Source organism: Fibrisoma limi BUZ 3, from assembly GCF_000296815.2.
Classification (GTDB): Bacteria; Bacteroidota; Bacteroidia; order Cytophagales; family Spirosomataceae; genus Fibrisoma; species Fibrisoma limi.
In genome coordinates this window covers 469,521-482,498 of record NZ_CAIT01000006.1, presented here as the reverse complement: position 1 = coordinate 482,498, position 12,978 = coordinate 469,521, and the positions used below count along the sequence as shown (strand labels likewise).

General features: G+C 49.0%; 12 protein-coding genes. 8 read left to right on the top strand and 4 right to left on the bottom strand.

The window, feature by feature from the left end:
• Positions 1-83 precede the first annotated feature (83 nt).
• Entirely contained in the window at positions 84-1,181 is a 1,098-nt protein-coding gene (locus BN8_RS09895) for a hypothetical protein (protein ID WP_009281712.1), read from the top strand.
• A gap of 85 nt (positions 1,182-1,266) precedes the next feature.
• Here the strand turns inward: BN8_RS09895 and BN8_RS09890 are convergent, their stop codons facing one another.
• Complete coding sequence (locus BN8_RS09890; RefSeq protein WP_009281711.1) at positions 1,267-1,764, bottom strand: DinB family protein; 498 nt, start codon at positions 1,762-1,764, stop codon at positions 1,267-1,269.
• Between the two features lie 622 nt (positions 1,765-2,386).
• On the opposite strand from BN8_RS09890, the gene BN8_RS09885 reads away from it, so the two are divergent.
• The 4 genes from BN8_RS09885 to BN8_RS09865 all read left to right on the top strand — a co-directional run bounded on the left by BN8_RS09885 (position 2,387) and on the right by BN8_RS09865 (position 7,255).
• Complete coding sequence (locus BN8_RS09885) at positions 2,387-3,544, top strand: serine hydrolase domain-containing protein (protein WP_040005696.1); 1,158 nt, start codon at positions 2,387-2,389, stop codon at positions 3,542-3,544.
• 779 nt (positions 3,545-4,323) lie between these two features.
• Positions 4,324-4,572, top strand: coding sequence for a hypothetical protein (locus tag BN8_RS09875; protein ID WP_009281709.1), 249 nt, complete (start codon positions 4,324-4,326; stop codon positions 4,570-4,572).
• Between the two features lie 189 nt (positions 4,573-4,761).
• Positions 4,762-6,498: a tetratricopeptide repeat protein gene (locus BN8_RS09870; RefSeq protein ID WP_040005694.1), complete on the top strand. Its 1,737-nt coding sequence runs from the start codon at positions 4,762-4,764 to the stop codon at positions 6,496-6,498.
• Between the two features lie 271 nt (positions 6,499-6,769).
• Positions 6,770-7,255, top strand: a complete 486-nt coding sequence (locus BN8_RS09865) for a hypothetical protein (RefSeq protein ID WP_009281706.1) — start codon at positions 6,770-6,772, stop codon at positions 7,253-7,255.
• Between the two features lie 320 nt (positions 7,256-7,575).
• Here BN8_RS09865 and BN8_RS09860 read toward each other — a convergent pair whose 3' ends face one another.
• On the bottom strand, positions 7,576-8,067 hold the full coding sequence (locus BN8_RS09860; protein ID WP_192579040.1) for a WGxxGxxG family protein: 492 nt from the start codon (positions 8,065-8,067) through the stop codon (positions 7,576-7,578).
• Positions 8,068-9,046: 979 nt separating this feature from the next.
• Between BN8_RS09860 and BN8_RS09850 the strand changes: the two genes are divergently transcribed.
• The 3 genes from BN8_RS09850 to BN8_RS09840 all read left to right on the top strand — a co-directional run bounded on the left by BN8_RS09850 (position 9,047) and on the right by BN8_RS09840 (position 11,358).
• Entirely contained in the window at positions 9,047-9,250 is a 204-nt protein-coding gene (locus tag BN8_RS09850) for a YodC family protein (protein ID WP_040005692.1), read from the top strand.
• A gap of 65 nt (positions 9,251-9,315) precedes the next feature.
• Positions 9,316-10,005, top strand: coding sequence for a hypothetical protein (locus BN8_RS09845; protein ID WP_009281704.1), 690 nt, complete (start codon positions 9,316-9,318; stop codon positions 10,003-10,005).
• 315 nt (positions 10,006-10,320) lie between these two features.
• Positions 10,321-11,358, top strand: a complete 1,038-nt coding sequence (locus BN8_RS09840) for a sugar phosphate isomerase/epimerase family protein (protein WP_009281703.1) — start codon at positions 10,321-10,323, stop codon at positions 11,356-11,358.
• A gap of 85 nt (positions 11,359-11,443) precedes the next feature.
• On the opposite strand, the gene BN8_RS09835 is transcribed toward BN8_RS09840, so the two are convergent.
• On the bottom strand, positions 11,444-12,139 hold the full coding sequence (locus BN8_RS09835) for a DUF4097 family beta strand repeat-containing protein (RefSeq protein ID WP_040005948.1): 696 nt from the start codon (positions 12,137-12,139) through the stop codon (positions 11,444-11,446).
• Positions 12,140-12,172: 33 nt separating this feature from the next.
• On the bottom strand, positions 12,173-12,952 hold the full coding sequence (locus BN8_RS09830; protein ID WP_040005691.1) for a DUF4097 family beta strand repeat-containing protein: 780 nt from the start codon (positions 12,950-12,952) through the stop codon (positions 12,173-12,175).
• Between the last annotated feature and the right edge of the window lie 26 nt (positions 12,953-12,978).

The window sequence follows — 12,978 nt, the reverse complement described above, 5'->3', positions numbered from 1 at the left end:
AGCAGAGAATACGCAGAGAACTCAGAGAAAAACTCTGCGAACTCCGCGAACCCTCTGCTCCTCTGCGTTTAAACAACTTAGCCATGCAATTACTTCTGCTCACCCTCGTTTCCTTCATTGTCCTCACCTTTGAAACTGCGCCGAAACCACCCAGGCGCCGGACGACGGTGTCCATCGTTGGGGATCAGTTCTTCATCAACGGCCAGCCGACATTCAAAGGCCGGACGTGGAATGGAAACCGCATTGAGGGGCTGCTGCCTAATTCGAGAATGGTGCAGGGTATTTTCGATGACCGGAATCCCGAAACCCGGGCGCAATGGGCGTACCCGGACACCAAAGTATGGAGCCCTGACCGCAACACCGACGAGTTTGTAGCCGCCATGCCCACCTGGAAACAGCACGGGCTGCTGGCGTTCACCCTCAATCTGCAGGGCGGTAGTCCGCAGGGGTATTCCAAAGATCAGCCCTGGCACAACTCCTTTTTCAATCCCGATGGCAGCTACGACCCGTATTACATGCGGAGACTGGTCCGGATTCTGGACAAAGCCGACGAACTGGGCATGGTGGTAATACTGGGCTACTTCTATTTCGGGCAGGACGAGCGGCTCAGGAACGAAGCGGCCGTCATCAACGCCGTGGACAACATTACGGGTGAATTGCTTGAAAAAGGGTACCAGAACGTACTGGTTGAGATCAACAACGAGTGCAACATCCGGTACGACCACGCCATCTTACAGCCCGATCGCGTCCACGAACTCATCCAGCGGGTGAAGGCAAAGAAGCTGCGGGGCCGCCGGCTGCTGGTCAGCACGAGTTATGGTGGCGGTACCATTCCGAAAGAAAACGTAGTGCGGGAAGCCGACTTTCTGCTGCTGCACGGCAACGGCGTCAGCGACCCCGACAAGATTAAGGAGATGGTGCAGAAGACCCGTGGCGTATCTGGTTACCGACCCATGCCCATCGTCTTCAACGAGGACGACCATTTTGACTTCGACAAACCCGCCAACAACTTCGTAGCGGCCACGAGTGAGTACGCATCCTGGGGCTTCTTCGACTACCGCCTGAAAGACGAAGGTTTCGACGAGGGTTACCAATCCGTACCGGTCAACTGGCAGATCAGTTCTGCGCGCAAGAAGGGGTTCTTCGAGAAAGTAAAAGAAATCACTGGAGCAAGTTTTTAAACGCAAAGGCGCAGAGAATACGCAAAGTTCGCAGATTTTTTCTTTGCGTTCTCTGCGTATTCTTTGCGTCTTGGCGGTTAACCCTTTAAAACCCTAACTCATCTGCACTTGGGCCGTAGCTGCCGGGGATCGGGATATTCAGCAGACGCAGGTACACACCCAGTTGCGCCCGGTGGTGAATGATCTGCGACAACGAAATTCGGACCATCTCGCCTTTCGATGTAGCACTGTAAATCTCGTCGCCATTCCGGAGTGTCCAGGTTGGCTCCAGTTGCTCATCCGTCGCCTGATCCAGTGACGACCGTCCTTCCGTCATCGACCGTTCGTGGAGGTCCAGCAACTCGGTTGTGTTGTTCACGTCTACTGGCACGTAGGGTGTTGTAGCAAAGTCAACGCCATCGGTGGTCAGGGCCAGTTTTACCCAACCCGGCAACTCAGCGATGTGCGTGGTTAACTGGCGGACCGTCATGCTTTTGGGATGTGGCTGCCAATCGAATTTGTCGTTGGGTACGCGTTCGAGCATCTTCCGCGTGGTTTGGGCTTCCTGCTCTAATTCTTTGGCAAACATGGCTACGACTGACATACGATTTACTGCGTTTGGTTGATGATACAAAGTAAACCGGCACTGGTGACAGCCCTATGTCAGTAGGGTTTGACCCGCTATCAATAATATCGATGCCGTAGCATGGGCCGCAGTTGAGATAAGCTATAAAAACGGCTTTTTAAGTAGTAACCACGGGTGTAGCTAATCGCCAGCGATTTATGGTTTAGTGATGTTGAGCACATATATATGTTGGGTGAACAGCCACAAAGTAATGCAGATTTCAGCTATAGGGCGACAGCTTGCACGCCCCATAGGTCAGGCTTTTTGCTCCTTCGGTGGGTTGCGGTTGACAGGAAGAACGCCCCGAAAGTTAGCGTTTATATTTGCAGGGCAGCATCTGCGCGACAGGTCAGCCGCTCGACAGGATAGGCTAGCCTCAACGACTCCCTTTAATGCCAGTCTACGCTTGCGTTGGACTGGCAAAAATAAAGTGATAACTTGTCCCGGCGGGGAACCGCACTGAGTGTTTGTCAGGGGCTGATACTGGGTCACTATATCTTACTTTGTTTCACAACATGAAGGTAGGCAGACGCTTATCTAATTCTAATCCAGCTCCAAATCCCAAACATACTCTAAAATTAGATTCATGCATTTAAGGACAATGAAATACATTAAAACTCTGACTATCTTATTATCTGTAATTTTCATTATTGCTTATTCTTTAAACAATCAAATCTTCAAAATATTGAAGTATCGAAAGCCAACGACTCAAACGTTTAGAAATTTTCCATTAAGGAAAATGGCAGCGAGTAAAAAACCTTTCTATTTTGTCGAGATAAAAACAAATTTAAAAAATCTTGATACCTTAAAAATTGATTATTTTGGTGAAGGTCTAATTCCATTTTCAGAGTATTTTGATAAAGGCAAGTTATTAGCCTTTATCGTCATTCGAAACGACTCTATAATTTACCAGAAATATAAGGATACCTTTCGCGAACATACCGTTAGCAATACTTTTTCGATAGGAAAAACAATGTTATCCATCTTGTTGGGCAAAGCAATTGACGATGGCTTTATAAAAGATATTAATCAAAAAGTAATTGAGTTTATTCCAGAGTTAAAGAACAAGCCAAACTTTAATAGCTTGACTATTAAGAACTTACTGGAAATGAAATCAGGTTTACAATTCACAAGAACAGGTAATGGTGTATTTTCTGATTTGTTCAGTGATGAAGCAAAATTTTACTATTCTGATGACCTTAAGCGAGATTTACAAAACGTGAAAGCAGATACAACCAATGGAACGAAATGGCATTATAGCAACATTGATGTACTTTTTTTAACTTGGGTAATAGAACGAGCCTCAAAAAAACATGTATCCGACTATTTTGAAGAATCAATATGGCAACAAATTGGAGCTCAATATGAAGGTAGCTGGGGTGTTGATAAAGAGGGTGGACTTGAAAATTCACCCAGTAGTTTTCAATGTACTGCAATTGATTTAGCAAAAATAGGAAGGCTTTTTATGATGAATGGCAAACGAGACTCTGTTGCTATTTTATCGACCAGATGGATAAATGAAAGCTTGACCGTTAGTCCGTCTAATAAACATAATACGTCGAAAGGGTGGCAAAAATCTACCCATCAAAATTATTGGTGGATTCCTCAAGATAATGCTAAGGAAGGTGATTTTTCGGCAGAAGGTTTAAGAGGTCAACGACTTTATGTAAATCCGAAAACAAATACTATTATTGTCCAGTTAGCAGATGATGGGTACGGTGGCTTTCCTTATAGAAAAATCAGTCATTACTTTTTCTAATTCCTGCTTTTAAATTACTGAACAACAGCCCCCAACATTTTATTTACGAAAAGCAGGCTGACAAAGGTAATTGAACAGTGGTATGTTAATCAACATTTGTACCAGCAAATGGAGTACAATGAAGCAGTCAGCAGTAACTCAATATTGGAACGAAACCCAGCACCAGTCACGGGTGGGGGAGTTTTGAACCCCCTTCTTCATAATTACTTTTTCGTTGGTTATGGATATAAGAAGGCTTGGAAGTGCGTTGATGTCCGCTTCGCGTAGGCAGCTCTCGGGTGACAGCGAACACTTCCGAGGTAGGATTTGCAGCCCAACCGCCACCGTGTTTTCGGGCGAACGAACCCAAAAGAACGCATGAGGCCAAAATGTTAGCTTTAGATGAATCTTTAACTGGCTGTCAGTAGCCCCTCGTGGGAAGATCGTCCCCATTTGTTGGTGCTCATCAACCCGTCTAACCCCGTAGCGACGGACCGTCCCAATTTGGCTATTTGTCAAAGAGTGCTTTCAGCGTTTCTTGCCTTGAGAACCCAATTGGTAGAGAAGGCTTGCCTTTTACTCCGTATATCCTGCCGCGCGGGCGACCCCGTTATTGTTCATCTAAAATAGCCCGCTGATAGCCCGTTTGTTTACTGCTAATCCTTCTGACCATGAAAAGCAGGATAATTATAAGGTCTTGTCCCGGAAGACCCTGAAAAACAAGTCCACGCTACCTAATACATTCCGAGTGGTGGCCAACTCGCTGGGTAACATGAATCGGACCGCCGAAGCCCAATCCGATGACAGCCTTCTTTCAGAAGATTGCCTACAAGGCTGGTCGAATTAAGGCCATTACAGCGACGGCCCGGAATCTAGCGGTAGTAGTCTACAAGATGCTGACGATGGGCGAGGCTTATGATCCAGTAAAGTTGGTACGGGATGGGGAGCAGGTTCGCCAGCAACAGATTCGTCAGATGAAGAAAAAGCTGGTCAAGTTTGGGATAACGGGGGCGGATTTAGGTCTTTTCACTAACTTAGAGGTAGGTTGATAATGAGAAAGTTAAAAAGCATGCGTACATCCGGGCAGGGTCGTAAAGGGCTACGCCCATCAGCCCTTTCGGTCGTTGGATGTGGTTAAAAACTAGTATTAACAGCCTGTTCTCCAGCAGAACGAACAATCGATTATTAACTGTCAAAACCTGGGTCTTCCTTTTTTTACTATTTCCTGAGCCCTCTATATGATACCGTTACGAGCATTCATCTTGTTGAATGGAGCACTGTTGGGACTAAGCCAGCTAATGGGTTGCCAGCCCCGGCAGAAACCGGCCGACAACACACCAACATCCATAGTCGTTTGTGGTACGCTGCCAACGGACAAGGTCTGGTACAGCGGTAACGAAAAAGCCATGCTCTTCGACAGTATCGGCAATATTGAGTTCCCCATCACGACCCGGAGCCAGGAAGCGCAGCGGTATTTTAATCAAGGCCTTATGCTGGCGGTGGGTTTCAACCATGCCGAAGCCGCCCGTTCGTTTTACGAAGCTACCCGCTTAGACTCCACCTGCGCTATGGCCTACTGGGGCTTCAGCTACGTGCTGGGACCAAACTACAATGCGGGCATGGAGCATGATAATTACGAGCGGGCTTATACCGCCATTCAGCAAGCAATCAGGTTATCCGGCAATTGCACCGACAAAGAAAAAGCGTTGATCAATGCCCTGGCGAAACGCTACCCAGCCAAGCCCGTCGATGATCGGAGGCCGTATGATGTGGCCTACTCGACGGCCATCAGGCAAGTCCACGAACAGTTTCCCGACGACGCCGATATTGCCGGGTTCTACGCCGAATCCTTGATGGACCTGCATCCGTGGGATTTATGGGAGAAAGATGGTCGCCCAAAGCCCTGGACCCCAGCTATCGTGTCGGTGCTGGAGAAGCTGATGGCCCGCAACCCCGATCATATTGCCCTCAACCACTACTATATCCACGCCGTAGAAGCCTCTCAAACGCCGGAACGAGGGCTTAGGAGCGCAGCAATTTTGGGTAAGGTAGCACCCAGGGCCAGCCATCTGGTCCATATGCCGTCGCACACGTACATCCGAACGGGCAACTACCACGAAGGGTCAATACGCAATCAGCAGGCTGTAGCCATTGATAGCATCTACCTGATGAACCGGCACGCCGAAGGCGCGTTTCCCTTAGTCTATTTCCCGCACAATTACCACCTGCTGGTTGCCACCGCCACGCTCGAAGGCAACTATACCTGGGCTATGCATTCGGCGCAAAAAACCGCCGAAAACACAAACAAAAAATTGATGGCTCAGCCTGCCTGGTGCGCCCTTCAGCACTACTATACGATTCCCTACCACGTAGCCATTAAGTTTTCCCGGTGGGATGAACTCCTTCGGATGTGCGATGCCGACACGGTCCGGTTGACCTATCCCACTGCTATCCGCCACTACGCCCGTGGCCTGGCCTTAGTCGGTAAACAGCAGCTTGCTCAGGCAAAGCGGGAATTACAACAACTTGATAAGCTAACCACTCATCCCGACATGGGCAAACTGCTGGTCGGGCCCGTCAATTCGATGCGTTCCATTCTGGAAATCGCCCGTCGGGTGCTAAAAGCCGACATTCTGGCGAACGAAGGGCAATTGGATAGCAGTATTGCCTTATTATGGGAAGCGGTTGCGCTGGAAGATGCCCTGGGCTATAACGAGCCACCCGACTGGTTTTTCCCGGTGCGACACACCTTGGGGGCCACGCTCCTGAAAGCGAAACGATATGCCGAGGCTGAAGCCGTTTACGTAAAAGACCTGACGATATTTCCCCGCAATGGTTGGGCGTTATCGGGGTTGCTTCAGGCTCAACTCGGGCAGGGATTTACCGATAAAGCCCGGCAAACGCAGACCGCCCTGACGCAAGCCTGGAAATGGGCTGATAACGACCTGAAGTCGGGCAAAATAGATCGCTTGTAAGTCCTACGCTCAGTCAGCGTTTTTGCTGGTAAGTTTAGCGTCTAGGTTTGTGTTCGCTTCGCGTTAGGTAGCTTTCCGTCGACAGCAACCACGATCTGAAGGGGGCTTTCAGCCTAACCCAATGAGTGTGTAAAGGTGCAAGCGGCTTGTGTTCAGGTGAGTGACTCCATCGCCATCAACACTCATGGTCGTTAGGTGAATAGCCAATGCAGTTGCTTCCATTGCCAGCTTTCGGGCGACAATGGAAACGCCCCAATGAAGCAGTATAAAAATGACAAATAGCTACCCAACACACTTTCGGCGTCTGCTCGGCTTCTTAGCCTTACTTACGGTAGTGTATGCTGGCGTTGAGATCTACTTTGCCGCGACTTTATGGAGCGTCAAGAACTTAGTACATTTTATACCTTTTGCAGTCATAGTAGTGTGCTACAAGTTTGGCTTGCTGTACGACCCGGTAGATTTTGACGATCAATTCTTTTACCCCAAAAATAGCCGCAAGGAAATTCCACTTTCTTCTATCCAGGCTATTAAATTGACATCGCTAAAAAACCAGTTCAACTATCCCTACTGGAAGATAATCTACTTGTCAGACCAGTTGAACTCGGTTCGAGTTTTACCCCCGCCCTTGGACGATAGTTTCGCTAGCTTCATAGAAACAGTCAAAAAGGCCAACCCATCGGTTGATACTGACATTTATGAATTTAAACTGTATTTCGGTTTTTTACCAGCAACGTTCTGGAAACCCAATAGAAGCTAAATTGGGATTGCCGTGTCGCGGGCGACAGGCCGCACGTCTCGTAAGGACAGGTTTGGGTTTGCGGTTCCAGGTTGCGGCCGATAAGCTAAACGCCCTAACAGGCCTAGTTTTACTTCTATTTTTGGGTTCGTAAGCTACGGATTAGCGTTGACATATATCAAAAAACAGCTTGTTATTTCAGAAGGCACCTTCTCTCTAAACGCTCATACCTGAGACAGAGGAGCGTTTATTTACGTCACGCTCTCAATCGATATCCATAGGAAATTGGCTTAGGTGATAAGGGTTGACTCCCAGGCAGCCAGTAGTGATGGAGGCAGCCTTTACGAATCTGCAACTCGCTTTGTTTTTCGACCCCGTAAGCCCAGTAAACCGGCCAGACCAAGCAGACCGAACCAGCCCATCGATGGCGTAAAACGCCCGTCTTCGTCATCCTCCTGGGTAGACGCAATGGAGTTGGTGGGATTGTCCTGAGGTTGGTCCTGACTCGCTATCACGGGCTGAACTGCCCATACGCTGACGCCAACCGCCACTACTAGGCCAATTACCAGCGTGCGTTTGGCCACCGGTAGACGCCGGGCAGCTCGGCCATCAGGCCCCACGATCCCGACCAGACCTAGTAGCCCAAACAAACCCACCCAATCCAATGTGGTCTCGTGATCCTCGTTGTCTTCCTGACTGGTTTTCACCGATTGATCCCCATCCGGGCCTTGGGCAAACTCGGATTGTTCGGCCTGGCCGTAAGCCGACCAGCAGGCAACCACCAGGCAGGCACTTAGAAGCCAGGCCCTTGCTGTCGCGTTAACGTTGTTCATCTTCATAGCCAGATCATTAACTAGTCATTGAGTACAGCCATAAACTATTGGGCTTAAAAAAGACGTGCCGTTTGCGCCCAGTAGTGAGGCAATGGCCAGTATAGTTAGGACCGCATGCAACTGATTGGCCACGATGGTCGGTCCGCCGTGGACCATCATTCCGGCGCGGGACCACTGGACAGATGGTAAATAGATGAGTATCTTATTGAATTGAATGCTTCATGTAAGAGAATCTCTATTGCGCTTCGTATTGGTAGCCCCTTCGACAGGAATCACGTCCTGGAAGAAAGCTGACAGCCCAACGAATACGTGTGTAAAGGTGTCAGGTACGTTTGTTTTGGTTATCTTGTGTGCTCACCATCAACACTTGGGGTCGTTGGGTGCGTTCAATCGTTAGAAAACCGTGTGTTCTGCCTTTATGGCGATAAGGGTCACGTCTCGACAAGAAAGCTTTGCGGCTCGCTGGACGGCTTCGGACGACACGAGAAGCGTCTCGGTAGCCAGGTTTGAACTTCCAGATCTTGCTCCCCGGCGACAGAATGAACGCCCCGACAACGTAATGTTTTCTTAATCCTACATTAGCTAAATGAAAAGCCAGAAAATCCAAGAGATGAGCAACGAGGCTTTGCTCAAACGGAAGAAGACGACAGAACTTGTGACAGGCTTATTGTCCGGGATGCTACTGGTAGGCGTAACGTTAGTACTATTTTTATGGTTTAAGCAGGGTTCCAGCGTTGCTCTCCCTTTACTAGTAACCTTTCTTGCCTTATCTCCTATTGTGTTGCTTAACTTGGCTGATTTACAGTCTGTCAGAAAGGAACTCCAGACACGAAACATAGTATAACAGTTCTCCCCGTGGACGGCCGTCTGGTTACAGGCAGCACGTATTATGGGATAATTTTAGCCTCACCGAACGGGTGTGTGAAGGTTCATGTACGTGCGTGCAGTGAAGTTTCGCACCCAACACAAACACAACATAATGGAACAAATTTCAATTGGTAGCGTAGTCAAACTTAAATCAGGTGGCCCGCAAATGACGGTTGTAGCCTATGGAACAAAGCTTAAATTTGGATCTATTCTGGCGACCACCGTGGAAGACAAAGAACAGGTAAAATGTCAATGGTTTGATTCATCCGGCTCGTTACAGGAAGATGTTTTCCCAATTGCTTCACTGCAGTTATGAATCAAGTGAAACTATTCTAAACGTATAGACTATACACGTATCAGTCAAATACTGTTTTTATAAATATGAAAGAAAAGCACCCTTTTAAAGTTATTCTTGAAAAATATATTTCTGAGATTCTGGTCATTTTCATTGGTATTTCAATTTCCTTCTTCTTTGATGAATGGAGAGAAAGTAGACGAGATGATGAAACAATACGGAAACATTTAACTTTTTTAAGAAATAACTTAGTAGAAGACACGCTGCAACTGACAATCTGGACAAATCAGGGAAACCTGTTAATAAATAGCATCAATAAATTAGCTTACTTTAAATCTGATTCAGAAATACAGGACAGCATTAATTTTCACATTGACAAAGCAGCCAGTTACCTGTTTTTCAAGCCAAATCAAATGGCTTACGAAGAAATCAGACAAACTGCACACACAGATCTGATCAAAAATGATTCTTTAAAAACATTATTCCTATCGTATTATACGTCAACTATTCCTTATTGTTTAGAGTGGTGTAAAATAGACGAAACGCATACGATGACACAATTAATACCGGAGATGAGCAATTATTTTCCAGTCGTAACTGACTCCTTAAACCTTGTTTCTTCACAGGAAAAGATTAAAGCAGTAAGGCAAAGAAAAGTAAGAAATTTACTTTTAATAAACTCTGCTTTTAAAAAAGAAGCTATAAGTATTTTTATCCCTACTAAAAAGGCTGCTGTGAACCTTCTCAAAAAAGTTGATGATGAATTGAAAAAATAACAGCGTATGACCTTAGCTTACCCTAAGCGATAGGTATGTTGTTGACCACCCCGAATGACATCAACTCTCACGGTCGTTGTGCGATTCTCAAAAGTATGTTATTAGCAAACACTGACACCAGTCTTACGCTTCCCACAAGCTTCTCATCATTCCGATCCTGAAATTGACTGGCAAGCTACGTTCCATAGTAGCGCTGCGACCAGGAACAGCGGAGGTTGCAGAAGTAATTATTAACCGCAGCCATTTGGACGAGGCACATACCTATGAGTAGATTCCGGGCTTGGTCGGGCTTAGGTACGTACAGAAACCTTAGCCATGAACAATCAGCAATCCCGTCGTCAATTTCTGGGCGCGTCGGCTGCCCTGGCCGCCAGTGCCGTTATGGGCACGAATAAACTGTTTGGTGCCCCAGCCATCATCCGGAACCTCAACAAACCGAACTCGCTGATCAACGGCGTACAGATTGGGGTCATTACGTATTCGTTTCGCGACCTGCCCGACCAAAGCGCCGAAGCTACACTGAAGTACGTGCTCGACTGCGGCATCAGCGCCATCGAACTGATGGGTGGTCCGGCGGAGTCGTTTGCCGGTGCGCCGAAGAATACGGTCGATATGCGGTCGGTGTATCCCCTGATGCGCAAGCGTCGCGACAACCAGACCCTGACCGACGACGAGCAGAAAACCCTGACGGAGGCCGAGAGCCAGATGAAAGCGTACCGGGCGGAACTGGCAAAATGGCGGACGTCGGTGCCCATGTCGAAGTTTGAGCAGGTACGCAAACTATACAATCAGGCCGGGGTTTCAATCTATTGCTTCAAGCCCGACGCGTTTGGTATGCAGAACACTGACGCCGAAATCGACTACGGGATGCGGGCAGCCAAGGCGCTGGGCGCTAACCAGGTCACGCTGGAACACCCCGCCAACGATGCCCACACGCTGAAGCTGGGACAGATGGCGCAGAAGCACGGTATCCGTGTAGGGTATCATGGCCATGAGCAGCAAACGCCTACGTTCTGGGACATGGCCCTGGCCCAATCGCCCGGTAACGCCATGAACTTTGATCTGGGTCACTACGTAGCGGCCGGCCAGCCGGACCCGCTGGGCCTTGTTCGGCAAAAGCACGACCGCATTGCCAGTATGCACATCAAGGATCGGCAGACACCCGACCACGGCAAAGGCAATCTCCCCTGGGGGCAGGGCGATACGCCCCTGACGCAGGTGCTGAACCTGATGCGGGAGCAGAAGTACACCTTCCCCGCCACCATCGAGCTGGAATACAAAATTCCGGAAGGCTCAAACGCCGTGGCCGAGGTTAAGAAGTGCATGGAGTACTGCCGGAAAGTTTTGAGTTAGAGAACGTAAGCGTTTAAACGTACCAAAGCGATGTGGTGTCGGGTTCATAACCCGACACCACATCGCTTTGCTACGACTATACTATCTACTTCTTCCGCACGTAGATATCGTTGCTGATGGATTCCAGCCGGACGGCGGGACCTCCGCCGTTGACGGTTCCCTCCAGTTGATAACCCACCATAGGATTCTTCTGCCGCTTGCTTGTGAAGTCGATGTCGAGGTCAGAGTATACTTCGCCGGTAATGGTCTTCATGGCCAGGTTCGCGCCTTTAGCTTTTGGCCAGCTCATGTCCACATACCCGCTGATGGATTTGGCCGACACAGCCTCGGTAGCGCCCTGAATGTTCACGTTGCCGCTGATGGTTTCGAGTTTCAGCTTCGCTTTCTGGGGCAGGAATACCTGGTAGTTGATGTCGCTGCACAAGACGTAGCGCGTCCCGTTTCGGTCATTCCACGACGTATTGCCGGAACCGGGACAATCCTCGGGCTTTCCCTGTTTCACCAGTTCCTTATCGTAATCTACACCAACGCTGATTTCATCGGCGGTCGAGCCGGTCGTTACCAGCAGGGCGTCGTTCAGTTTGCCGCCGTTGATTGTTACGTCGATCCGAACAGACACCTCAGGTTTATCCCAGTACCGCACCTGAATGCTGTCGGCAAATTTCAGGTTCAGATTGACGAGCTGCCCCTGGGTAAACGGCAGCTTTTTCTCAATGATTTTCTGGGCAAACGCCGGGCTGATGAACAGGCCAAGCAGGAGCAGGCATATACTCTTTTTCATGGTCGTAGAGTGGTTGGGGATGGAACGGCTCATTTATTTCTGCTTACGGATGTAGATGTTGCTGCTCACGGTATGGAGCTGGAGTTCGACCCCTCCGCCGTTCGTTGTACCGTCGATGTTGTTGCCCCCACCCACGCGCGGCATACCGTCCTTCGATCCCTTCACACCCAGGTCAAAATCGGTGTACATTTCGCCGGTAATCGACCGCAATTTCATGTTCGCTTTGGTATTGCCGGGCATTGTAATATCGATGGGCCCGCTGACGGTAGAAATGGCGGTTGGTTTATCCTGGCTCAGGTTCGAATACACCACCTTAACCTCTCCACTGGTGCTGTTGGCAACGACGGGTCCCGTTACGTTCGTCAGGTCGATGTTGGCGTTGTGGGTACGTACCTCCAGGTCGCCGTCCATGTTGCTGATGGTAATGTCGCCCCCGCGCCAGTTGGTCTGCTGATACAGCACGGCCACTTTTCGGGGGAGCCGGATCGTGTACTTGATCTCCTTGCGAGTCGCTTTCTCGATACGTAGCCCCCCGTTTTCCGGCGTTACGGCCAGACCAAGGTTTGTATTGTCTACGGCTGAGTTGTAAAGCGGCTTCAACCCTTTGGCGCGTTCGGGAGGGGCTTCGTAGCCCGACGACGCCTGGATGATGACCTCATCGCCGTTATGCCCTTCTACTTTGACATCACCGGCATCGATCTCAATGATCACTTTGCGGTCTTTCGAATTGGCCAGTTTGGTTTTGTATTCCTGGGCGTAGGTGTTGGTAAGGCAACACAAAGCTGTGGCACCCAGTAATAGGAGCTTTTTCATGGATGGTAATTTGGAAATTGGTGAGT